This is a genomic window from Janthinobacterium sp. JF4, assembly GCF_059617925.1.
In genome coordinates this window covers 1-23,496 of sequence record NZ_JCAQAV010000010.1, presented here as the reverse complement: position 1 = coordinate 23,496, position 23,496 = coordinate 1, and the positions used below count along the sequence as shown (strand labels likewise).

Genomic DNA, 23,496 nt, shown 5'->3' with positions numbered 1-23,496 from the left:
CCATTTCGATACATATCGGTATCACGTCCGGCGAAATGGCAACGAAAAACGACAACGACAGCGAAAGAACCTTGTTTTGAAAGCATCCGAATTGACCCCGAACGAATTGACGCCGATGATACCCGCCCGCCTGGTGATCGCCACGCGCGAGAGCCGCCTTGCCATGTGGCAAGCTGAACACGTGCGCGCGCGCCTGGCCGCCCTGTATCCGCAGTGTAGCGTTGAAATTCTCGGCATGACCACACGCGGCGACCAGATTCTGGACCGCGCCCTGTCCAAGGTAGGCGGCAAGGGCCTGTTCGTCAAGGAGCTGGAAGTGGCGATGGAAGAGGGGCGCGCCGACCTGGCCGTGCATTCGCTGAAAGACGTGCCGATGGAGTTGCCGGAAGGCTTTGCCCTGGCCGCCATCCTCGAGCGCGAAGACCCGCGCGACGCGTTCGTGTCGAACGATTACGCCAGCCTGGCCGAGCTGCCGCATGGCGCCGTCGTCGGCACCAGCAGCCTGCGCCGCCAGTCGCTGATCGCCGCGCGCTATCCGCACCTGACGATCCTGCCCCTGCGCGGCAACCTCGATACGCGTTTGGGCAAGCTGGACCGTGGCGACTACGCCGCCATCATCCTGGCCGCCGCCGGCCTGAAACGCCTGGGCCTGGCGTCGCGCATCCGCGCCGTGCTGGCGCCGGAAGACAGCCTGCCGGCCGCCGGCCAGGGCGCCATGGCGATCGAGATCCGCAGCGGACGCGTCGACGGCGCCGACCTGGTGCGCCTGCTGGCGCCGCTGAACCACACGGCTACGGCGCAAGCTGTCACGGCCGAGCGCAAGGTGTCGAAGATCTTCGGCGGCAGCTGCCAGATTCCGCTGGCCGCGTTCGCCACGGTCGAAGGCGAACAGATGCGCTTGCGCGCCATGGTCGCCACGCCGGACGGCGCGCGCATGGCCAGCGCCGAGCTCGAAGGCCCGGCCGGCGCGCCGGAACTGCTGGGCGAACAGGTGGCCGAATTGCTGCGTGGGCAAGATGCCGCCGGCATCCTCGCCGCATGCGCCGTCACGCCCGACAACCATGAAGGCCTGGCGCCGCATGCCTGACAGCGTGGTGATCACGCGGCCCGCAGCGCAAGCGGGGCCGCTGGCCGCCAACATCGCGGCGCTGGGCCGGCCCGTGCAACTGCTGCCGCTGCTGGAAATCCACGCGCTTGAGGGCGCGGACGAATGCGCGCAGCTGCAAGCCGTGCTGGCGCGCCTGACGGAATACGACCTGGTGGCGTTTGTTTCGCCGAATGCCATCGATTGCGTCTTTGCGCACTTGCCCGCCTGGCCGCCAGGTGTGCCGCTGGCCGTGGTGGGCGAGGGCAGCCGGATGGCCTTGGCCGCGCATGGCGTCACGCAGGCCAACGCCAGCATCACCAGCCCGCTCGACACGGCGCGCAGCGATTCCGAACACCTGTTGCTGGCGCTGGACTTGCCGGCCCTGCGCGGCAAGCGCGTGCTGATCGTGCGCGGCGATGGTGGGCGCGATTACCTGGCCGACGGCTTGCGCGCGGCCGGCGCCGAAGTCGAGTTCGTCACGGCCTACCGCCGCAAGGTGCCAACGCTGACGCCGGCCTTGCGGGCGACCCTGGAAAAGCTGTTGCAGCATAATAATGACTGGATCATCACCAGCTCGGAAGCGCTGCGCGGTTTGCTGGCGCTGCTGGGCGAAATGGATGTTGAAAAGACGGCTGTTGTGAAAATGCAACAGCAGCATCTGATCGTGCCGCACGCCCGCATTGCACAAACGGCGGCGGCCCTGGGTTTTGCCCGTGTCACCTTGACAGGATCAGGCGACGCAGGCGTGCTCGCCGCGTTACAATCACGACCATGAACGAAATGCCTACACTCTCCGAACCGAATGCAACGCCTGGCGGCGCCGTGAAGACGGCGCCGCAGGCGGCCGACCAACCTGCCGGCCGCGCGCCGACCCTGCTCGAACAGCTGCAAAAGCCCATGAGCATCGCCGTCATCGTGCTGGCCGTGCTGCTGGCTGCGCAAAGCTGGTCGACCAGCAAGCAGATCCGCAACCTGCGCGAAGAAGTGGCCAAGCGCCTGCAAAAGGGCGACGTCAGCAATGCCGAAACGGGCGTGCTGGCGCGCAACGTGCAAGAAGGCACGAAAGAGCTGCAAATCAAGGTGGGCGCGCTGGAAAACCGCCAGAGCGAAACGCAAAGCCAGCAGCTGGCCCTGGAACAGCTGTACAACGACTTGTCGAAGAACCGCGACGAATGGGCGCTGACGGAAATCGAGCAAGTGCTGTCGACGGCCAGCCAGCAGCTGCAACTGGCCGGCAACGTGCCCGGCGCGCTGATCGCCCTGCAAAACGCCGACCGCAGCCTGTCGCGTTCCGACAAGCCGCAATTCATCACCATCCGCCGCGCCATCGGGCGCGACATGGAAAAACTCAAGGCCTTGCCCAGCGTCGATTCGACGGGCGTGGCCCTGCGCCTCGATGCCGTGATCGCCCAGGTCGATTCCCTGCCGATGCTGTCCGACGAAACGCCGGCCTTGCCGGCCGCGCCGGAAAAGGCTGGCAAGGCCAAGGCCGGGACCAAGTCCGTGCGCGACGCCAGCGGCAAGCTGGTGGGACCGCCGGCGCCGGAACCGCTGCTGCAAACAGTGCGCGACGGCTTCAATACCTGGAGCGGCGACATGTGGAATGACGTGCGTCAATTGATCCGCATCCGCAGAGTCGATACGCCGGAAGCGCTGATGCTGTCGCCGACGCAATCGTATTTCTTGCGTGAAAACGTCAAGCTGCGCCTGCTCAATGCCCGCATGGCCTTGTTGTCGCGCAATGAAACGGCTTTCCGCAACGACTTGATCGCCGCGCAGGATGCGCTGGCCAGGTATTTCGACACCCGCGCCAAGAGCACGCAGACGGCGCAAGCCCTGCTGCGACAGGTGCAGGGCAGCAACCTGGCCATCGAAATGCCAACCTTGTCCGACAGCCTGGCGGCTGTGCGCAACTACAAAGCGAAGTCCTGAGCCCATGCGTCTATTTCTCTGGTTACTCGCCCTGATGGCCGCGGCGATCGGTATCGCCGTGACGGCCCGTTTCAACCCCGGCAACGTGGTGCTGTTCTATCCGCCGTACCGCATCGATCTGTCGCTCAATTTCTTCCTGCTGCTGCAGGTAGTGCTGTTCGTGCTGCTGTACCTGCTGGTGCGCGCCGTGCGCGCCACCGTGCGCATGCCGGCGCAAGTGGCGGCCTACCGCCAGCGCAAGCGTGAGCGCGATGGCAACAAGGGCTTGCGCGAAGCCTTGAAAGCCCTGTTCGAAGGCCGTTTCGGCCATGCGGAAAAAGCCGCCTTGCGCGCCGCAGAACTCGATGAAAACGCCGGCCTGGCCGCGCTGATCGGCGCGCGCGCCGCGCACCGCATGCGCCAGTCCGAACGCCGCGACAGCTGGCTGGCCAGAGTCGAAGGCGATGCCAGCCTGAAGACGGCGCGTTTGATGACGGTGACGGAATTGCTGGTCGACGATCACCAGCCGGAAGCGGCCCTGGCCGCCGTGCGCGAACTCAATGCCAGCGGCACGCGCCATATCCATGCCTTGCAATGGTCGCTGAAAGCCGAGCAGCAGGCGAAGAACTGGCCGGAAGTGCTGCGCCTTGTGCGTTCGCTCGACAAGCACCGCGCCCTGCATCCGGCCCTGTCGTCGCGCCTGCGCGAACTGGCCTACGACCATTTGCTGTCGGACCCGTCGCATGACGCCGAATCGCTGATGCGCGTGTGGTCCACCGTGCCAAGCGCGGACCGCGTCAAGCCGTATATCGCCTGCCGCGCCGCCACGGCCCTGAATGCGCGCGGCCTGCACGACGAAGCGCGCCTCGTGTGCGAAGAGTCGCTGGCGGCCGACTGGGACGAGCGCGTCGTGCGCGCCTACCGCGACGCGGCGGCCCCGAGCGGCACGCCGGCCCTGCTGCTGCAGATCGAGCATTGCGAGCAATGGATGAAACAGCGTCCGCTGGACGCGGAACTGGCGCTGACCCTGGGCACCTTGTGCCTCAAGCAAAAACTGTGGGGCAAGGCCCAGCGCCACCTGGAGCAGGCTTTGTCGGACGCGAGCGAGCCGCACATGGTGCGCGACGCCCACCTGAAGCTGGCGCAGATGCACGACGCCTTGCAGCAGACGGAACAGGCCGCCGCGCATTACCGGCAGTGCGCGCTGGCCACCATCCTGTAATGTGAGTATTCAGACGTAAAAAAGCCGTTCAGTGCAGACTGAACGGCTTTTTTTGTGCGCGCACTCCATGGCGCAGTGCGCTGTTACCTGTTTACTTCTTCGGTACGGCAGTGCCTTCGGGCAAGGCATACGCGACCAGGGTGTCGCTCATCTTCGTGCCCAGCGAACCGTGGCCGCCGGCCATGACGACGACGAACTGGCGTCCCGACTTGTTCGATACATAGCTCATCGGGGTGGCCTGGCCGCCGGCTGGCAGGCGGGCTTTCCAGAGTACTTTACCGTTGCTGACATCGTAGCCGCGGATGTAATAGTCGAGCGTGCTGCTGAGGAAGGTCACGCCGCCACCGGTGGTGACCATGCCGCCCAGGCTGGGCACGCCCAGTGGCAACGGGATCGGCACGGGGCCGCTGTCGCGCGTCGTGCCGTTCTTGTGCATCCACACTTTCTTCATGGTGCGCAGGTCGACGGCAGCCACATAGCCCCACGGCGGTGCCTGGCATGGGAAGCCCAGCGGCGACAAAAAGGCCTTGATTTCCACGGCGAACGGGACGCCCGTCTGCGGCTGCAAGCCCATTTCGCCACCGGTGCCGCCCTTGGCCGTCGTTTCCGCGCGCGGCACGAGTTTTTCCAGGAAGCCCATGTAGTCAGGGTTGACGATCAACAACTGGCGCACGGGGTCAATGGCGGCGCCGCCCCATTCGAAGATGCCCAGCGGGCCGGGGGAAATGACGGCGCCCTTGCCGGCCGTTTGCGGCGTGAACGGGCCTTCATAGCGGCGTTCCTTGAAGATGATGCGGCAGGCGAGCTGGTCGAACGGCGTCGTGCCCCACATGTCCGCTTCGCTGATATTGCGCTCAGGCAAGAAGGTCAGGGCAGAGAACGGCTGCGTGGGCGACAGGGTGTCGCCGGCGGCAGGATTGCTCGTTGGCACGGGTTTTTCCGGCGCCGGCACGACCAGGCTGCCGTCGCGGCGGTCGATCACGTAGATGTCGCCGCGTTTCGTCGTGGCCACGACGGACGGGACTTTGCCTTTCGGCGTGTCGATGTCGACCAGCGACGGTTGGCCGCCGATATCCATGTCCCAGATGTCGTGGTGTACGGTCTGGTAGACCCAGCGCACCTTGCCCGTCGCCAGGTCCAGCGCGACGATGGCGCTGTTGAATTTCTCGCCATTCTTGTTGCGGTTGCCGCCCCAGGTGTCGGGCGTTTCATTCCCCATCGGAATGTAGACCATGCCCAGCTTTTCGTCGATGCTGGCCACGCCCCACGAGTTGGGCGAGTTGTTGGTGTAGTTCTTGCCTTCAGGGAAGGGCTGCGTATCTTCCGGCGTGGCCGGATCCCAGTTCCACAGCAGCTTGCCGGTGACGGGATCGTAGCCGCGGATCACGCCTGACGGCTCTTCCGTCGAATGGTTGTCCGTCACGCTGGCGGCGATCACGGCCACGTTTTGCGCCACGGCTGGCGGCGAGGTCGGCATCAGGAAACCGCGCTTGATCATCGCCATGTTCTTATACAGGTTGACGACGCCGTTGTTGCCAAAGCTCTGGCACGACTCGCCCGTATCGGCATTCACGGCGATCATGGTGCCGTCCATGGTCGGCGCCAGGATGCGGCGCGGGCATTCCATGCTGGCAGCTTCGGGCGCGGGATTGTTCTTCGCGCGGCCCGCGTTCACGTCCCAGTAGGCGACGCCGCGGCAGATCATGTGCTGGTAGCTGGCCGCGTCGCGGTTGATCTTCGGATCGTGGCGCCAGATTTCCTTGCCAGTGTCCGGGTTCAGGGCGATGACGATATTGTGCGGCGTGCACAGGTACAGCATGTCATTGACCTTCAGCGGCGTGACTTCGTTGGCGATCTCGCCCGGGTCGTTCGGCCCCTTGAAGTCGCCCGTGTGGTAGGTCCAGGCTTCTTTCAGGCCGGAAATATTGGCCGGCGTGATCTGCGCGGCGGGCGCGTAGCGGTCGCCATAGCCGGAGCGGCCGTACGCGGACCAGTCATTGTGCTCGACGCCGGGCGCCAGGTCGCCGCTGGCGGTGGCGGCCATGTTTTCGGCCGGCACCTCGCCATGCAGGTCATGGTAATCCTGGAACAGGGCGATGACGCCGGCGATGACGGTCAGGGCCACGGCGGCGGAGAGGGCCGTCTTGCCTGCCTGCGGCTGTTTCGCTGCGCCTGCGGCGGGTGGCGCCAGGCGGCGGCTGACGAAGGGCAGCAGCAGCCAGACGGCGGCGACAAACCAGATGTCGAGGCGCGGCAGCAATTGCCACCAGTCGAATTTCACTTCAATCACGGACCAGATCAGGGTGGCGGTCAGCAGCAGCGCCATGCACGGTTGCGCGCTGCGCTTGCCTTTGAAGACGAGCACGCCTGCGATCAGCATGCCAATGCCGGCCAGCAGGTAGTACCACGAGCCGCCAAGAGACGCCAGCCAGATGCCGCCGCCCAGCAGGGCGAGGCCAAACAGAATGAAAATAACGCCGGTGACCTTTAATAAAGGCCCGGGCCGGAAAGAGGGAATCATCATATTCCTTTTTGCAAGGATTTATCGGTGGCGCGTGGATGCGCCATATTGAATTCAGGGAAGCGTCGATTGCAGAATATACAAAGTTTGGAATCACCAGAATGTTATAGTTTATCAGAATTGATGATTGTCTTCTGGTCGCGTCATTTTTTGGCGGGGCTGTCATTTGAATCAAATAAACACTTCAAATGAGAACAAATATTATGCTGGATGAGACCTGTGACGGGCTGGAAGGCAGCTTGGATGGGGATGTCGAAATGTTCGCGCAATAATGCAGAGACATCGCGGGATGAATGACCATCGAACTGTTGTTATAAGTGGCTGCAATAAATGCAATACCGGTCGCAATAACCATGTTTATGGAATGGTGATATTGAAATGAAAATACACAGTTATTTCAGGTATTAACTACGGAATGGCGGTAGTATCACTTAAGTGTTTTTACTTATTATTCCGGCAGCCTGTTTATTCTCTCGCTGGCAGGTGACGCGGGCCTGCGGGCCATCCGTGCCACTGTTGTTGGCGGGAGGCGCAATTCGCCGGCGGGCCGCTGCTGCATCGCACAAGCTGCCTGTACTTCGCTATAATTACGCGGTTAAAACACCATCCGCTAATGAGGAACCCCATGAGTTTGAATAACGTCTCTTCCGGCCGCGACCTGCCGAACGATTTCAACGTCGTCATCGAAATCCCGATGAATGCCGATCCGATCAAGTACGAAGTCGACAAGGAAAGCGGCGCGATCTTCGTCGATCGCTTCATGGGTACCGCCATGCATTACCCGTGCAACTACGGCTACGTGCCGAACACCCTGTCGCCGGACGGCGACCCGGTCGACGTGCTGGTCATCACCCCGTTCCCGCTGATCCCGGGCGTGGTCGTGCGCTGCCGTCCTATCGGCGTGCTGAAAATGACCGACGAGTCGGGCGAAGACGCGAAAGTGCTGGCCGTGCCAGTCGACAAGGTCCTGTCGATCTACAGCCACTGGCAAAAGCCGGAAGACTTGAACGAACTGCGTTTGCGCCAGATCCAGCATTTCTTCGAGCATTACAAAGATCTGGAAAAAGGCAAATGGGTCAAGATCGACGGCTGGTATGGTCCTGACGTGGCCAAGGAAGAAATCCTGAACGGCGTCGCCGCCTTCAAGACTGACGCCGCCAAAGCCTAAGAACACCGAGTAAAAAAACGCTCCCCGCCAGTCATGGCCGGGAGCGTTTTTTTATGCGCGAAACGGACTGTGCTCGTTCAATTCATCGAGGTAGGCATCGATGCCGCCCCGTTCGCGCTCGAGGAAGCGCTGCACGGCGTCGGCAAAGGCCGGGTGCGCCAGCCAGTGGGCGGACCACGTCTTTTGCGGCAGGAAGCCGCGCGCCATCTTGTGCTCGCCCTGGGCGCCCCCTTCGAAGGTGGCGATGCCGTTGGCGATGCAAAATTCCAGCGGCTGGTAGTACGCCGTCTCGAAATGCAGGCAGGGCACGTGCTCGAGTGCGCCCCAGTAGCGGCCATACAGGGTATCGCTCGTGTGGATCACCAGCGAGGCGGCAATGGCCCGGCCCTCGCGCTCGGCGATCACCAATAAAATGTTCTGCGGCATGCTGGCACCGATGCGCCGGAAGAAGTCCAGCGACAGGTAGGGCGAGGAACGGTGTTCCGCATAGGTATTGCTGTAGCAGCGATGGAACAGTTTCCAGTCCTCCTCAAGGGCGTCCACGCCGCGCACCTGGCGCATGACCACGCCCGCCTCCCGCACCTTGCGCCGCTCGGCGCGGATATTCTTGCGCTTCTTGTGCTCCAGAGTGGCGAGGAATTGCTCGAAATCCGTGTAGCCGGGATTGAGCCAGTGAAACTGCACGCCACTACGCATCAGGTAGCCGGCTTCTTCCAGCTGGCGCGCTTCGCTTTCCGGCGGGAACAGGATGTGGCAGGACGACACCTCGGCCGCTTGCTGCTGCGCTTGAAGGAAGGCCAGCAGGGCCCCACGCGCCGCGCCATCGCGGGCCAGCAAGCGTGTGCCGCTCACGGGCGTAAAGGGAATGGCGGACAACAGTTTCGGGTAGTATTCGAGACCATGTTGCTGATATGCATCGGCCCAGGCCCAGTCGAACACGTACTCGCCATACGAGTGCATCTTCAGGTACAGGGGCAGGGCGGCGGCCAGCACGTCGCCTTGCCACAGCACCAGGTAATTCGGCTGCCAGCCCGTGTCCGCGCTGGCGCAGCCGGACTCGTGCAGCGCGTGCAAGAAGGCGTAGGACAGGAAGGGAGTGGCCTCCGCCTGGCTGGCCAGCAGTTCAGACCAGGCCGCTTCGCCAATTTCAGCCAGGGTAGTGACGATAGCCGTGCGATAATTCATTGTTGTAGTGTGCATTCATCACTCTCGGGGCGCCGTCGTCGGCCTGCGCGCCCCTGTCTTGTTTAATAGAACGAAATATCCATCATCATCATGACAGTCAAAGTCGCAATTGCTCAAATGAATAGTACGGTCGGCGATCTGGCCGGCAACCGTGCCAAGATCTTCGACCTTTCCCGCCGCGCGTTCGAGGCGGGCGCCGATATCGTGCTCACGCCGGAACTGTCGCTGGTCGGCTATCCCCCCGAGGACTTACTACTGCGCAATGCATTCTACGCAAAAACGCAGGAAGCGTTTGCCGGACTGGCTGCCGACCTGGCCCAGTTCACCGATTTGCACGTGGTGGTGGGTTTGCCCCTGCAAGACGAGAAGGGCGTGCGCCACAATGCCGCCTCCGTGCTGCTGAACGGCGAAGTGCTGGGCACTTACCGCAAGCACGACTTGCCGAACACGACCGTTTTCGATGAAAAGCGCTATTTCACGTCGTCGGATCAGGCGTTCGTGTTTGGCGTGAAGGGTGTGCGTTTCGGCATCAATATCTGCGAAGACACATGGTTCGAGCACGCGCCGATGCGCGCCCGCGCGGCCGGCGCGCAAGTGCTGCTGGTGCCGAACGGCTCGCCCTACCACATGAACAAGCAGCATCTGCGCTATGAAACCATGCGCAAGAATGTCAGCGCGCAAGGCATGGCCCTCGTGTACGCCAACCTGGTCGGTGGCCAGGACGAGCTGATTTTCGATGGCGATTCGTTCGTCATGGATGCGGCCGGCACCATCTGCGCCCAGCTGCGCCATTTCGAGGAAGACTTGCAGCTCGTCGAGTTCGACGGCGCCACGCCCGTGCCGCAGCCGCTGGCCGCGCCGTTGACGACGGAGGCGCAGGTATACCAGGCGCTGGTGCTGGGCGTGCGCGACTATATAGTCAAGAACGGCTTCCCGGGCGTGCTGATCGGCATGTCGGGTGGCGTCGATTCCGCCCTGACCCTGGCCATCGCCGTCGATGCGCTGGGCGCCGACAAGGTGCGCGCCGTGATGATGCCGTCGCAATTTACGGCCGATATCTCGTGGATCGACTCGCGCGACATGGTAAAACGCCTCAATGTGCGCTACGATGAAATTCCGATCAAGCAAACATTCGACGCCTTCCGCGCCACCCTGGCTGACGAGTTCGCCGGACTGGCGGAAGATGCGACGGAAGAAAACATCCAGGCGCGCATCCGCGGCACCTTGCTGATGGCCTTGTCGAACAAGCATGGCAGCATCGTGCTGACGACGGGCAACAAGAGCGAGATGGCCGTCGGCTATTGCACCCTGTACGGCGACATGGCGGGCGGCTTTGCCGTGATCAAGGATATCGCCAAGACGCTCGTGTACCGCCTGTGCGCCTGGCGCAACAGTATCTCAAGCGTGATACCCGAGCGCATCCTGACGCGCGGACCGTCGGCCGAGTTGCGCGCCGACCAGCTGGACCAGGATTCCTTGCCGCCGTACGACGTGCTCGACGGCATCATGCAGCTGTATATGGAAGAAAACCGGCCGATCGCCGAGATTATCGAGGCTGGCTACCCGCCGGCCGATGTGGCCCGGGTCACGCGCCTGATCAAGATCAATGAATACAAGCGGCGCCAGTCGCCGGTGGGCATCCGCGTCACGCACCGTGGCTTCGGCCGCGACTGGCGCTATCCGATTACCTCCAAGTTCTACGAATAACGAGGGGAACCCCGCCAAACCTACTGCGCAGCTCACTACCGGGCATCCGTTGCTCACCGTACTACAGTACGGCTCCGCTACTCAACCCGGTATTGAACTTGCTCGCTACGGTTTTGCGGGGTCCCGTTCAGCCAGCTAGTAATGAATTGACGATTATCAATAAGGAGAAAGCCATGAAACAGATTACCGCCATCATCAAACCATTCAAGCTCGACGAAGTACGCGAGGCCCTGGCCGACGTGAACGTGACGGGCTTGACCGTGACGGAAGTGAAGGGCTTCGGTCGCCAGAAGGGGCATACCGAGCTGTACCGTGGCGCCGAGTACGTGGTCGACTTCCTGCCGAAAGTCAAAGTCGAAGTGGTGGTGGACGACAGCGTGTCGGAACTGGTGGTCGACGCCATCATCAAGGCGGCCCGCACGGGCAAGATCGGCGACGGCAAGATCTTCGTGCGCGACGTGGAGCAGGTGATCCGCATCCGCACGGGAGAAACCGGTCCGGACGCTGTTTAAGTTTTCTTGCCGGGGTCTATGCCAACAATGTTGTCGGATTACGGCTCTTTGAGCCTAATCCGACCTACTGCCTGATATACGTCAATACGCGTAAGCCGACGCTGCTGAGCCACCAAAGCTGCCGGATTGCGCAGCAGCGCGCTTCACCGCCCCAGCCGCATGTCGAATTTCCAGCATATCAGGCGCAGAATCGTGATGCCGCTGGCGCTGGTCCACAGCGCGAAGTCGTGCTCGGCGCCGAAGTGCATCTGCAGCAGGTAGGCCCAGCAGCCGAAGAAGGCGCAGATGGCGTATGGTTTGCCGTCGCGAAACACCATCGGCACTTCGTTGCAGACGATGTCGCGCATCACGCCGCCAAAAATCCCCGTAATCACCCCCATCATCGACGCGATGAAGAGCGGCATGCCGGCGCGCGTCGCCTCGGCCACGCCCGCGATGGCGAACATGCCCAGGCCGATGGCGTCGGCAATGATGATCAGGCGTTCCGAGACGATTTGCCGCAGGTGCTGGATCAGGGGCGCGGCCGTCAGGGCCAGCACGAAGATGAGAATCGCGTATTCCTGGTGCGAGACCCAGAACAGGGGCCGCTTGTCGAGCAGGATGTCGCGCAGGGTGCCGCCGCCAAACGCCGTGATGAAGGCCACGACAAACACGCCGACCAGGTCCATGCGCTTGCGGCGCGCTTCGATGAAGCCGGAAAACGCGCCCACCAGGATGGCGATGACCTCGATGATCTTGATCAAGGAGCCAGGCGGCAATTGGGGTGGCATCATGGGCGGAGCGCTTGAGCAGGAAATAATTGTCACAGGTTAACATGACACGGCCCCGAATGGTGACAAACGGGGCCGTGTGCAGGGTGTAACTTGTGACTGAATTGTGTTTTCTTGCTGGCAAGCTCAGCGAATGGGTTGCAGCGCGGAAGAAAGCAATACCACCAGCGCGCCATCGCCCCCTTCGGAGCGGCGTGCCTGGCAAAAGGCGATGACTTCATCCTTTTGCACGAGCCAGCTGTGCACCATCGATTTCAGGACCGGTTCCTGGCCTTTCGAGCCAAAACCCTTGCCGTGGATCACGCGCACGCAGCGCAGCTTGCGCCGCGTCGCCTGGTTCAAAAAGGCGCCGATGCCGTCGCGCGCCTCGTCGCGGCGCAAGCCGTGCAAGTCCAGCTCATCCTGGATGGGCCAGTGGCCCTTGCGCATCTTCTTGACCACGTCCGGTCCCACGCCGGGACGGGCGTAGTTCAGGGCCGGATCGTTTTCCAGGTAATGGTCGACCTCGAACAAGTCCGACAGCGACTCGCGCAGCACGGCCGCATCGTCCTCTTCAGGAGACAGCTTGCGGGCCGGCTGCTGGGTGCTTGCCGCGCCCACCTTGGGCTGGCTGGGCACGTAGCGGTCCGACTCGGGCAGGCGCTTGACGCCGCCGATGCTGGCCTTGAACAGATTGCTTTCCACGGCCTGCACCTTGACTTGCTGCGCGCGCTCAGCCGCGGCTTGCGCGCGCGCATCTGCCTGCTCCTTGAGCTGCTTGCTGACCGCTTTCAGGTCGGCAAAGTCTTTCATCGACGCCATGCGACGCTTACTCCTGGCCTTCCAGGTAGCGCTGGGCGTCCAGTGCTGCCATGCAACCCGTGCCGGCGCTGGTGATGGCCTGGCGGTAGATATGGTCCTGCACGTCGCCGGCAGCAAACACGCCCGGCGCGCTGGTGGCCGTGGCCATGCCTTCCAGGCCCGTCTTGGTCTTGATGTAGCCGTTGTGCATCTCCAGCTGGCCTTCGAAGATGCCCGTGTTCGGCTTGTGGCCGATGGCGATGAACACGCCGTGCACGCTCAAGGCTTCGACCTTGCCATCGATGGTCGACTTGATGTTCAGGCCCGTCACGCCGCCTTCATTGCCCGTCACTTCGTCCAGGGTGTGGTTATATTTCAACACAATCTTGCCTTCGGCAACCTTGGCGTTCAGGCGGTCGATCAGAATCGCTTCGGCGCGGAACTTGTCGCGGCGGTGGATCAGCGTGACCTTATTGGCGATGTTCGACAGGTACAGCGCTTCTTCGACGGCCGTGTTGCCGCCGCCGACGACGGCCACTTCCTGGTTGCGGTAGAAGAAGCCATCGCAGGTGGCGCAGGCGGACACGCCCTTGCCCATGAATTCCGCTTCCGATGGCAGGCCCAGGTATTGCGCGGACGCGCCCGTGGCGATGATCAAGGTGTCGCACGTGTATTCGTGGCTGTCGCCCTTCAGGCGGATCGGTTTTTCGTTGAGGAAGGTGGTGTGGATGTGGTCAAACACGATTTCCGTATTGAAACGCTCGGCGTGCTGCAGCAGGCGCTGCATCAGGTCCGGACCTTGCACGCCCATCGGATCGCCGGGCCAGTTTTCCACGTCGGTGGTGGTCATCAACTGGCCGCCTTGTTCCACGCCGGTGACCAGCATCGGGTTCAGGTTGGCGCGGGCGGCGTAGACGGCGGCGCTGTAGCCGGCTGGGCCGGAGCCTAGGATCAAAACGCGGGCGTGTTTGGTAGTGGTCATGGGAGGCTTCTCTATGAGTGGGGTCTATCCGAATTGGGGGCATACGCGCGAAGAACAAGGGCGTCTTGCGCTTGTGCAAGCAATCCACGATTATAGACCAAGCCGCCTGTGGCGACGAATCGTGGGGCCGTCCGGGGTATATATGGCTTAGAATACTTCCTTATTATGGGAATTTCCCTTTCAGAAACATTTATCACCTTGCAGCGCTTCCCAGAATGACTAAACCAGCCCAGGCCAATCAAAATAGCTACACCCGAAAACCGGTCGAACGCCGGCCCCTGCCCAACCGGCTGGTGCGGCTGCTGTCCGAGGCGCGCTGGTTCGCGCTGGCCGCGTTCGCCCTGTACTTCGTGCTGATCCTGGCCAGCTTCAACAAGCTCGATCCGGGCTGGTCGCACGCCACCAACGTCGACAAGGTCGCCAACCTGGGCGGCAAGCTGGGGGCGACCTTCTCCGATCTGTTGCTGTATATCTTCGGTTTTTCCGCCTGGTGGTGGTGCGTGTGGCTGCTGCGCACCGTGTGGCATGGTTACCGCCGCCTGAGCAAGCGCTTCCTGCTGGAAGAGGAAGAGGTGGAGCGCGAGCACCATGTCGAGATGCTGATCCGCATCGTCGGCTTTTCCATCATGCTGATCGGCAGCATGGGCCTCGAATACCTGCGCATGGCGAAAAGCCTGCACGTGCAGCTGCCGCGCGAGCCGGGCGGCGTGCTGGGCCAGCTGGTGGGACACTCGGCCCACGTGGCCTTCGGTTTCACTGGCGCTACTTTATTACTGTTGCTGCTGTTCGGCCTGGGTTTCAGTCTGTTCTTCCATGTGTCCTGGCTGCATGTGGCCGAGCGCATCGGCGGCGCCATCGAAGACGCCTTCAACTGGTTCGTGCTGCGCTACCAGGACCGCGAAGACCGCCGTCAGGGCGAAGTGGCCGCCGTGCGCCGCGACGAAGTGGTGGTCATCGAACGGGCCAAGCACGTGGAAAAACATGTGGCCGCGCCGCCCGTGAAGATCGAGCCGCAAGTCGTGACCGTGGTGAAATCGGAGCGCGTGGAAAAGGAGCGCCAGGCGCATCTGTTTGAAACCCCCGGCGACGGCAAGCTGCCGCCGCTGTCCCTGCTCGATGAGGCGCCGCCCGTGGTGGAAACGGTTTCTGTGGAAACGCTGGAATTCACGAGCCGCCTGATCGAAAAGAAATTATCCGACTTTGGCGTGGATGCCAAGGTAGTGGCCGCTTACCCCGGCCCTGTCGTCACGCGCTATGAAATCGAGCCAGCCACGGGCGTCAAGGGCAGCCAGATCGTCGGCCTGGCGCGCGACCTGGCCCGTTCGCTGTCGCTCACCTCGATCAGGGTGGTGGAAACCATTCCCGGCAAGAACTACATGGCGCTGGAACTGCCGAATAGTAAACGCCAGATCGTGCGCCTGACGGAAATCCTCGGCTCCAAGGTGTACAACGATGGCGTGTCCAGCCTGACGATTGCGCTGGGCAAGGATATTGCCGGCAAGCCCGTCGTGGCCGACCTGGCGAAAATGCCCCACTTGCTGGTGGCCGGTACCACCGGTTCCGGCAAATCGGTCGGCATCAATGCGACGATTCTGTCGCTGCTGTATAAATCCGACCCGCTCGACGTGCGCCTGATCCTGATCGATCCGAAGATGCTGGAAATGTCCGTGTATGAAGGCATTCCGCACTTGCTGGCGCCCGTCGTCACCGACATGCGCCAGGCCGGCCACGCGCTGAACTGGGCCGTGAACGAGATGGAACGCCGCTACAAGCTGATGAGCAAGATGGGTGTGCGTAATCTGGCCGGCTACAACGCGAAGATTGCCGATGCGAAAAAGCGCGAAGAACATATCCCGAATCCGTTCAGCCTGACGCCGGATTCGCCCGAGCCGCTCGACAAACTGCCAACCATCGTCATCATCATCGACGAGCTGGCCGATCTGATGATGGTGGTGGGCAAGAAAGTCGAGGAATTGATCGCGCGTATCGCACAAAAGGCCCGCGCCGCCGGTCTGCACTTGATTCTGGCCACGCAGCGCCCATCTGTAGACGTGATCACGGGCTTGATCAAGGCCAACATTCCGACGCGTATCGCCTTCCAGGTATCGTCGAAGATCGACTCGCGCACCATTCTCGACCAGATGGGTGCGGAAACCCTGCTGGGCATGGGCGACATGCTGTACATGCCGCCAGGCACCGGTTTACCGATGCGCGTGCACGGCGCGTTCGTGTCCGATGAAGAAGTCCACCGTGTCGTCAGCCATTTGAAGTTGCAGGGCGAACCGAATTACATCGAGGGTATCCTCGAAGGCGGCACTCTGGAAGGCGATGGCGCCGAAGGCGGCGCACCGGGCGAGGGCGGCGGCGAGGCCGATGCCCTGTACGACCAGGCGGTGGCGGTGGTGCTGAAAAACCGCCGCGCCTCGATTTCGCTGGTGCAGCGTCATTTGCGCATCGGCTACAACCGTGCCGCCCGTCTGCTCGAGCAGATGGAGCAGAGCGGGGTGGTATCAACCATGCAATCCAATGGCAACCGGGAAATCCTGGTGCCGGCGGCCAGTAGCGAACAAGGGTAAAACAGAATGAAGAACACGACTTTCGCAACAAAAATGATGATCGGCGCGGCCAGCGTCGCCTGCAGCCTGCTGTTCGCGGCCAGCGCCTCGGCCAGCGCGCTCGAGCAATTCAAGAGCTTTGCGGCCGGCACCAAGTCGGCCAAGGGCGAGTTCGTGCAGCGGCAAGTCAAGAAGGCGGACGCCAGCGGCAAGGCCAAGGTATCGACGCCGGCCAGCGGCACGTTCGAGTTTGCCCGTCCGGGCAAGTTCATCTGGACCTATCTGAAACCATACGAGCAGCTGCTGCAAGCGGATGGCGACAAGCTGTATATCTACGACAAGGACTTGAGCCAGGTGACGGTGAAGAAACTGGGCGACGCGCTCGGTTCCTCGCCGGCCGCGATTTTGTTTGGCAGCAACGACCTGGAAAAGAATTTCACCCTGGCCGAAGCGGGCACGCGCGATGGCCTGGAATGGCTGAAAGCGACGCCGAAAGCCAAGGACACGACGTTCGACGAAATCACCATCGGCCTGCGCAATGGCGTGCCCGAAGCGATGGAATTGCGCGATTCGTTCGGCCAGACCTCGGTGCTGTCGTTCAAGAACTTCCAGAAAAACCCTGTGCTGGCGGCGAACCATTTCAAATTCGTGATGCCAAAAGGCGCAGACGTCATTAATAACTGATTATTGACGTCCTGTTGTTGACCGGCCTCGCAGCGATGCGGGGCCTTTGCATTCTTACCCGGTAAATATTATGGCGGATCTCTTTTCCACCGCACCGCGCCAGCCGCTGGCCGAAGCCTTGCGCCCGAGCACTCTCAACGAAGTCATCGGCCAGACGCATCTGCTGGGCGTGGGCAAACCGCTGCGCCTCGCATTCGAGGCGGGCAAAGCCCATTCGATGATTTTATGGGGGCCGCCCGGCGTGGGCAAGACGACGCTGGCGCGCCTGATGGCGAACGCCTTCGACAGCGAATTCATCGCCCTGTCGGCCGTGTTTGCTGGCGTGAAAGATATCCGCGCCGCCATGGACCAGGCCCGCCACAGCCTGGACCAGTTCGGCAAGCACACTTTATTGTTCGTCGACGAGATCCACCGGTTTAATAAGTCGCAGCAGGACGCCTTGCTGCCCTTCGTCGAATCGGGCCTGGTGACGTTCATTGGCGCGACGACGGAAAACCCCAGCTTCGAAGTCAATTCGGCGCTGTTGTCGCGCGCGCAAGTGTATGTGTTGAAATCGCTCAACGAAGACGAGATGAAGCAGTTGCTGGCCAAGGCGCAAAGCACGGCCCTGACGCATTTGAGCTTCGACGAGGCGGCCGCCGATACCCTGATCGGCTACGCGGACGGCGATGCGCGGCGTTTCCTGAACTTGCTGGAGCAGGCCGAGACGGCCGCCAGCTCGACGGGAACGACGACCATTGACGCAGCCTTCGTCGACAATGCGCTGACCCTCAATTCGCGCCGCTTCGACAAGGGCGGCGACAATTTCTATGACCAGATTTCCGCCCTGCATAAATCCGTGCGCGGTTCGAACCCGGATGCGGCCCTGTACTGGTTTTGCCGCATGATCGACGGCGGCGCCGACCCGCGCTATTTGTCGCGGCGCATCGTGCGCATGGCCTGGGAAGACATCGGCCTGGCCGACCCCCGCGCCTTGACCATGGCCAACGACGCAGCGGCAACCTATGAACGCCTCGGTTCGCCCGAAGGCGAGCTGGCCTTGGGCCAGGCCGTGATCTACCTGGCGATCGCCGCGAAGAGCAATGCCGGCTACAACGCGTTCAACACGGCCATGGCGTTTGTGAAGAAAGACAAGTCGAAGGAAGTGCCCGTGCACTTGCGCAATGCGCCGACGAAACTGATGAAGGAACTGGGCTACGGCCACGCCTACCGCTACGCGCATGACGAGCCGGACGCCTACGCTGCCGGTGAAACCTATTTCCCGGACGGCATGGCCGAACCGGGCTGGTACCAGCCCGTGCCGCGCGGCCTGGAAAGTAAAATAGCCGATAAATTGGCCTGGCTGCGCGAGTTGGACAGGAAAGCAGGGAAACCAGCAGGCAAGGGCTGAGGCTTACAAGCCAAGCAAGCTAAAACCGTCATCCTGCGGCGCGTAGCCCACCAACTGGCGCGTCGCCGCGATCGACAAGCGTTTATAGCGGTTGTCCGACACCCCATGCACGACGTGGTAGCCGGCCGGCACATCGGCGGCGATGCAGCGCGCCAGTAATTGCACCACGTCGCGCTCGCTGATGAAGGCGGCGATGTCGCGTGCGCTGTGCTGCTGACCTGGCGCAAAGTTGGCCACGTTGGCGATGCGCACGGCGATCGCCGTCATGCCGTGCTGGTGGGCGAATGCGGAGGCCACGCCTTCGCCGAAGGCCTTGCTGGCGCCATACATGTTGGCGGGGCGCGCCGGCATGTTTTCCTGCACTTGCACGTCCAGCGGATAGCCCTCGATGGCTTGCGCGCTGCTGGCAAACACGACCCTTTTCACGCCTTGCGCCTGTGCCGCGCGGAAGAGGTTGTGCGTGCCGACGATGTTCGGCTGCAGCAATTGCGCATCGAAATCGGCGCTGGCGTGCGGCACGCCGGCCAGGTGAAGCACCACGTCGATGTCGGCGCAGGCGGCCAGGCAGGCGGCATGGTCGCTCACGTCGAGTTGCATGGACGGGCAGGGCGCTTCGGCCAGCTTGCCTGTGTGCAGGTCGGCCAGGCGCAGGGAGAATTCCCCGTGCCGGCGCTTCCAGAAAGCGGTGCCGATAACGCCGGCGGCGCCCGTGACGAGGACGCGCAATGGTATTTGAGTCATGTATTCCTTGTATTCAGTGTGTGAGGCAGTGCCAGGTTCAGCCAGCGCAGCAGGGCGGTGCGCGGTGCGGCCTTGCCGTGCACGCGGATGCGTCCGCTGCCCACGGCTTCGACCAGCACCAGGCCGTCATTCGGTATCGTGTAGCGTTCGCCGCTGCGCAGCACGCAATCGTCGAACTGGGCGTAGGCCGTGATCCAGGCCGTGCCGGACAGGCATTCGATGACCCTGGCGCGCGCCTTGTCCAGCCGCAAGGGCCGTTCGCTGGGTAATTCGTGGTCGGTATGCATGGCATCGCTCCTGTTGTGCTGACAGGAGCAGCTTAGGCGCTTGCGGCAAACCATGACAGATGCAGGAAAACGAAATTGTGATGCATACAGTGTGCTTCGTCGTAGACTGTGCTTGTCAAAAAATCGGGCAACTGTATCTGTGCGTGCCGCGCGCGGCAGCCGCATACTGAAGGGATGAACATGAGCGCGCATTTGAATCTGTACGAGCACCTGGCCAACGAGCTCGGTGCGCTGATTGACTCGCGCGTGTTTGCGCCCGGCGACCGCCTGCCGTCGATCCGCCACCTGGCGCAGCAAAAGCGCATCTCCGTCAGCACCGTGATGCAAGCGCTGCGCCTGATGGAAGACAGGGGCCAAGTCGATGCGCGGCCCCAGTCCGGCTATTTCGTGCGCCACCGGGCGCCGCGCCGCCCGTGCAGTGCCGACGCCCAGCATTTGAAGGAGCCGGCCTTTGTCGGCATCAACAATCTGTTGATGCGCGTGCTCAAGGACAACGAGACGGCGAATATCGTGCAGCTGGGCACGGCCTGGCCGCCCGACGAGATATTGCCCGTCAAGCGCATGCAGCGCACCATCAGCGCGGTGGCGCGGCGCGAACCCGCTCTATTGAGCAAGGTCAGCTGCTATGACGTCAGCGAAGGCAATTTCCTGCGCCAGGTGGCGCGCCGCGCGCTGGACTGGGGCAAGCTGGACCCGCACGAGATCGTCGTGACGAATTCCTGCACGGAAGCGATCAGCCTGTGCCTGCGCGCCGTGGCCAAGCCGGGCGACACCATCGCCATCGAGTCGGCCACATATTTCGTGCTGCTGCAGATGATCGAAAGCCTGGGCATGAAGGCGCTGGAAATCCCCACCGACCCGAAGACGGGGCCGTCGCTCGACGCGCTGGAGCTGGCCCTGCGTGCCGGCCTCGTGCAAGCGTGTCTGTTCGTGCCGAACGCAAATAATCCCTTGGGCTGCGTCATGCCGGAAGCAAACAAGAAGCGGCTGGCGGGCCTGCTGTCAGAATTCAATATTCCGCTGGTGGAAGACGATGTATATGGCGACCTGTGCTTTGCACCGCAGCGGCCGTGGCCCGTGAAGGCTTACGACACGAGCGGCAATGTGCTGCTGTGCTCTTCGTTTTCCAAGGCGATTACCCCCGCGTCGCGCGTCGGTTATGTGCTGGCCGGGCGTTTCGCGCAGGAAGTGGCTCTGCTGAAAACCGTGTCGAGCGGCGCCACCAGTCATTTCTTCCAGGCCGTGCTGGCCGATTTTTTGGAAGGCAGCAGCTACGACCAGCAGCTGCGCAAGATGCGGCGCACCCTGGTGCAGCGCATTGCCCGAATGTCCGACGCCGTGGCGGCCAGTTTTCCGGCGGACTGCATGCTGTCCGAACCGCAGGGCGGTTTCGTGCTGTGGGTGCAGATGCCGCCGCAAATCGATGCGCTGGCCCTGCACGGCCAGGCGATCGCGGACGGCGTGGCGTATATGCCGGGCCAGCTGTTCTCGGCCTCGGGCAAGTTCGGCAATTATCTGCGCCTCAATTGCGGCAATGCGTGGACGCCGCGCATCGAGCAGGCGATCGGCCGCCTGGGGCGTCTCGTCAAGGACGCCTTGTAGAACGCCTGTCAAAACCTGCTGCGCGGCGCGCTTTGCGGCCTGCGATGCTCACCGTGCTCTAGCACGGTTGCGCTTCCTAGCCACAAATCACCGCCGCTCGCTACGGTTTTGCCAGGCGTTGTTCATTCCCTTGTTTTCCCTTCAGTCCCCGTTTTTCACCGTTCGCTCCCTGTTTTTCGCCGCTGGTCGCAAGCCGGTGGCGTCGTTCGTCGCCGTTGGCTAAAGTACCACCATACCAGCAGCAGTCAACGACGCAAACTAACCAGGAGTCACATCATGCACGCACTGAAAAACATGGAAATCACCTTTGTCGCCGCCGCCATCATCGCCATCGGCGCCAGCTTCGCCACCGCAGGCGCGAATACGGTGGAAGTGAGCGCCAGCAGCACCGTGATCGCCCAGGCTGCCGACATGCCTGTCGTTACCGTCAGCGCCCGCCGCCTGACGGCTGCCGAAAAAGCTGCGTTCATTTAAGCAATAAGCTAGGCAGAAAATGTAAAGCGGGCGCGAGTGCCCAGGCATGCCGCCATGACGATGGTTGGCCATGTGCAAAACTCATAAAGAACTGAACGGGTCTTGGTACAATGAGTGCTTTCGATACATCGGCACCGCCATCCACCCATGATAGATATCCAACTTCTCCGTAAAGACATCGCCACCGTCGCAGAACGCCTGGCGACGCGCAAATTCCAGCTCGACGTGGCAGGTTTTACCGCCCTCGAAGCCGAACGCAAGGCGATCCAGACGCGCACCGAAGAGCTGCAGGGCAAGCGCAACGCGCTGTCCAAGCAAATCGGCATGTTGAAAGGCAAGGGGGAAGACACCTCGGCCGTGATGGCGCAAGTGTCCGGCCTGGGCGATGAACTGAAAGCCGATGAAGCGGCCCTGGCCGTGGTGCAAGCCAAGCTGAGCGATTTCATCATGGCCGTGCCGAACCTGCCGCACGAGTCGTCGCCCGTGGGCGCGGATGAGTCGGGCAACGTGGAAGTGCGCAAGGTCGGCACGCCGCGCACCTTCGACTTTGACGTCAAGGATCACGTCGACGTGGGCGCTCCGCTGGGTCTCGATTTCGAAGTGGCGACCAAGCTGACCGGTTCGCGCTTCTCCGTCATGAAGGGCGGCATCGCCCGTTTGCACCGCGCGCTGGCGCAATTCATGCTCAACACGCACGTGGATGAGCACGGCTACACGGAATGCTATACCCCATACATGGTCAACGCCGATTCCTTGCGCGGCACGGGCCAGTTGCCGAAATTCGAAGCCGATCTGTTCTCGGTGAAAAAAGGCGGCGCGGAAGGCGAGGGCGAGACCTTCTACCTGATCCCGACGTCGGAAGTGTCGCTGACCAACATCGCCCGCGATGAAATCCTGGCGCTCGATCAACTGCCCCTGAAAATGACGGCCCACACGCCATGCTTCCGCTCGGAAGCGGGCAGCTATGGCCGCGACACGCGCGGCATGATCCGCCAGCACCAGTTCGACAAGGTGGAAATGGTGCAAGTGGTGCACCCGGACACCTCGTACCAAGTGCTCGATGAAATGGTTGGCCACGCGGAAGCGATCTTGCAACGCCTGGGCCTGCCATACCGCGTGATGTCGCTGTGTACGGGCGACATGGGTTTCGGCGCCACCAAGACCTTCGACCTGGAAGTGTGGTTGCCGGCGCAGAACACCTACCGCGAAATCTCGTCCCTGTCGAACTGCGAAGCCTTCCAGGCCCGCCGCATGCAGGCGCGTTTCCGCAACGCTAGCGGCAAGCCGGAACTGGCGCACACCCTGAACGGCTCGGGCCTGGCAGTGGGCCGCACTTTGGTGGCCGTGCTGGAAAACTACCAGCAAGCAGACGGCAGCGTCGAGATCCCGCCAGTGCTGCGTCCGTACATGGGTGGCCTGACGCATTTGAAGGCCTAAAATAGTCCTTTTCTTTTTGTTGCGGGCTGCTATAATCTTGCCTTCTCGCAGCAATGCGGGAAAAGACCGCAGTAAATGGAGAGGTGGCAGAGTGGTCGAATGTACTTGACTCGAAATCAAGCGTACGTTAAATCGTACCGTGGGTTCGAATCCCACCCTCTCCGCCAGAACAAATAGAGAAAGCTCCCGAAAGGGAGCTTTTTTTATTTGTGGCGGCGAAGAGGAGTACGCCCCCTGCGGGGCGTACGCGTGGGATTCGAAGCCCCGCGCATATTTGCGCGGGGCTCCCCGAATCGCCCAATTGGTTTTTGTTTTTTTTAAGAGCAGGATCAGCAACAAACCCCTACCCAACCCAACAACACCCATGCTAGAATAGCGCCTCGTTCAAACCGGCGCGCCAGTTTGAACGAATAGACCGCAGTAAACGGAGAGGTGGCAGAGTGGTCGAATGTACTTGACTCGAAATCAAGCGTACGTTAAA

General features: G+C 62.2%; 20 protein-coding genes and 1 tRNA gene. 14 read left to right on the top strand and 7 right to left on the bottom strand.

Going from position 1 to position 23,496, the window contains the following annotated elements:
- Positions 1-115 precede the first annotated feature (115 nt).
- The 4 genes from hemC to AC54AF_RS10795 are packed head-to-tail and all read left to right on the top strand — an operon-like array spanning position 116 to position 4,220.
- Positions 116-1,087: a hydroxymethylbilane synthase gene (gene hemC / locus AC54AF_RS10810; RefSeq protein ID WP_496636625.1), complete on the top strand. Its 972-nt coding sequence runs from the start codon at positions 116-118 to the stop codon at positions 1,085-1,087.
- Positions 1,080-1,862, top strand: a complete 783-nt coding sequence (locus AC54AF_RS10805) for a uroporphyrinogen-III synthase (protein WP_496636624.1) — start codon at positions 1,080-1,082, stop codon at positions 1,860-1,862. The genes hemC and AC54AF_RS10805 overlap by 8 nt, the downstream gene beginning before the upstream one ends.
- On the top strand, positions 1,859-3,019 hold the full coding sequence (locus AC54AF_RS10800) for a uroporphyrinogen-III C-methyltransferase (protein ID WP_496636549.1): 1,161 nt from the start codon (positions 1,859-1,861) through the stop codon (positions 3,017-3,019). The genes AC54AF_RS10805 and AC54AF_RS10800 overlap by 4 nt, the downstream gene beginning before the upstream one ends.
- Before the next feature lie 4 nt (positions 3,020-3,023).
- Positions 3,024-4,220: a heme biosynthesis protein HemY gene (locus tag AC54AF_RS10795; protein WP_496636548.1), complete on the top strand. Its 1,197-nt coding sequence runs from the start codon at positions 3,024-3,026 to the stop codon at positions 4,218-4,220.
- A gap of 91 nt (positions 4,221-4,311) precedes the next feature.
- On the opposite strand, the gene AC54AF_RS10790 is transcribed toward AC54AF_RS10795, so the two are convergent.
- A complete protein-coding gene (locus AC54AF_RS10790; RefSeq protein ID WP_496636547.1) occupies positions 4,312-6,744 on the bottom strand; it encodes a membrane-bound PQQ-dependent dehydrogenase, glucose/quinate/shikimate family in 2,433 nt (810 codons plus the stop codon).
- Positions 6,745-7,366: 622 nt separating this feature from the next.
- Between AC54AF_RS10790 and ppa the strand changes: the two genes are divergently transcribed.
- On the top strand, positions 7,367-7,909 hold the full coding sequence (gene ppa, locus AC54AF_RS10785; protein ID WP_496636546.1) for an inorganic diphosphatase: 543 nt from the start codon (positions 7,367-7,369) through the stop codon (positions 7,907-7,909).
- Positions 7,910-7,960: 51 nt separating this feature from the next.
- On the opposite strand, the gene AC54AF_RS10780 is transcribed toward ppa, so the two are convergent.
- The gene (locus AC54AF_RS10780; RefSeq protein ID WP_496636623.1) at positions 7,961-9,094 is read right to left on the bottom strand and encodes a GNAT family N-acetyltransferase; all 1,134 of its coding nucleotides are present in this window, start codon (positions 9,092-9,094) and stop codon (positions 7,961-7,963) included.
- A gap of 90 nt (positions 9,095-9,184) precedes the next feature.
- Here AC54AF_RS10780 and AC54AF_RS10775 point away from each other — a divergent pair, with 90 nt between their 5' ends.
- Both AC54AF_RS10775 and AC54AF_RS10770 read left to right on the top strand, forming a co-directional pair.
- Positions 9,185-10,801 carry an NAD+ synthase gene (locus tag AC54AF_RS10775; protein ID WP_496636545.1) on the top strand — a complete coding sequence of 539 codons (1,617 nt, stop codon included), beginning with the start codon at positions 9,185-9,187 and terminating at the stop codon, positions 10,799-10,801.
- Positions 10,802-10,974: 173 nt separating this feature from the next.
- On the top strand, positions 10,975-11,313 hold the full coding sequence (locus AC54AF_RS10770; protein WP_034758685.1) for a P-II family nitrogen regulator: 339 nt from the start codon (positions 10,975-10,977) through the stop codon (positions 11,311-11,313).
- Positions 11,314-11,456: 143 nt separating this feature from the next.
- On the opposite strand, the gene AC54AF_RS10765 is transcribed toward AC54AF_RS10770, so the two are convergent.
- The 3 genes from AC54AF_RS10765 to trxB all read right to left on the bottom strand — a co-directional run bounded on the left by AC54AF_RS10765 (position 11,457) and on the right by trxB (position 13,845).
- Positions 11,457-12,086 (bottom strand): TRIC cation channel family protein, encoded by a 630-nt coding sequence (locus tag AC54AF_RS10765; RefSeq protein ID WP_131689141.1) that lies wholly within the window; start codon positions 12,084-12,086, stop codon positions 11,457-11,459.
- Between the two features lie 123 nt (positions 12,087-12,209).
- Positions 12,210-12,884: a Smr/MutS family protein gene (locus tag AC54AF_RS10760; RefSeq protein WP_496636544.1), complete on the bottom strand. Its 675-nt coding sequence runs from the start codon at positions 12,882-12,884 to the stop codon at positions 12,210-12,212.
- 7 nt (positions 12,885-12,891) lie between these two features.
- Positions 12,892-13,845, bottom strand: coding sequence for a thioredoxin-disulfide reductase (gene trxB / locus AC54AF_RS10755; protein WP_034786153.1), 954 nt, complete (start codon positions 13,843-13,845; stop codon positions 12,892-12,894).
- Between the two features lie 215 nt (positions 13,846-14,060).
- Here trxB and AC54AF_RS10750 point away from each other — a divergent pair, with 215 nt between their 5' ends.
- From AC54AF_RS10750 to AC54AF_RS10740, 3 genes are all read left to right on the top strand, one after another.
- Positions 14,061-16,421: a DNA translocase FtsK gene (locus AC54AF_RS10750; RefSeq protein WP_496636543.1), complete on the top strand. Its 2,361-nt coding sequence runs from the start codon at positions 14,061-14,063 to the stop codon at positions 16,419-16,421.
- A 6-nt stretch (positions 16,422-16,427) separates the two neighbouring features.
- Positions 16,428-17,084, top strand: a complete 657-nt coding sequence (lolA, locus tag AC54AF_RS10745) for an outer membrane lipoprotein chaperone LolA (RefSeq protein ID WP_496636542.1) — start codon at positions 16,428-16,430, stop codon at positions 17,082-17,084.
- Positions 17,085-17,154: 70 nt separating this feature from the next.
- Entirely contained in the window at positions 17,155-18,474 is a 1,320-nt protein-coding gene (locus AC54AF_RS10740) for a replication-associated recombination protein A (RefSeq protein ID WP_496636541.1), read from the top strand.
- A 3-nt stretch (positions 18,475-18,477) separates the two neighbouring features.
- Here the strand turns inward: AC54AF_RS10740 and AC54AF_RS10735 are convergent, their stop codons facing one another.
- The gene (locus tag AC54AF_RS10735; protein WP_496636540.1) at positions 18,478-19,215 is read right to left on the bottom strand and encodes an NAD-dependent epimerase/dehydratase family protein; all 738 of its coding nucleotides are present in this window, start codon (positions 19,213-19,215) and stop codon (positions 18,478-18,480) included.
- Complete coding sequence (locus tag AC54AF_RS10730; protein ID WP_496636539.1) at positions 19,212-19,502, bottom strand: DUF2917 domain-containing protein; 291 nt, start codon at positions 19,500-19,502, stop codon at positions 19,212-19,214. The genes AC54AF_RS10735 and AC54AF_RS10730 overlap by 4 nt, the downstream gene beginning before the upstream one ends.
- A gap of 180 nt (positions 19,503-19,682) precedes the next feature.
- On the opposite strand from AC54AF_RS10730, the gene AC54AF_RS10725 reads away from it, so the two are divergent.
- The 4 genes from AC54AF_RS10725 (at position 19,683) to AC54AF_RS10710 (ending at position 23,182) form a co-directional block, all read left to right on the top strand.
- Positions 19,683-21,104 (top strand): aminotransferase-like domain-containing protein, encoded by a 1,422-nt coding sequence (locus tag AC54AF_RS10725; RefSeq protein WP_496636538.1) that lies wholly within the window; start codon positions 19,683-19,685, stop codon positions 21,102-21,104.
- A 276-nt stretch (positions 21,105-21,380) separates the two neighbouring features.
- The gene (locus AC54AF_RS10720; protein WP_215408180.1) at positions 21,381-21,578 is read left to right on the top strand and encodes a hypothetical protein; all 198 of its coding nucleotides are present in this window, start codon (positions 21,381-21,383) and stop codon (positions 21,576-21,578) included.
- Positions 21,579-21,725: 147 nt separating this feature from the next.
- Positions 21,726-23,015, top strand: coding sequence for a serine--tRNA ligase (serS, locus tag AC54AF_RS10715; protein WP_496636537.1), 1,290 nt, complete (start codon positions 21,726-21,728; stop codon positions 23,013-23,015).
- Positions 23,016-23,092: 77 nt separating this feature from the next.
- Positions 23,093-23,182, top strand: a tRNA-Ser gene (locus AC54AF_RS10710).
- The last annotated feature ends 314 nt before the right edge of the window (positions 23,183-23,496 follow it).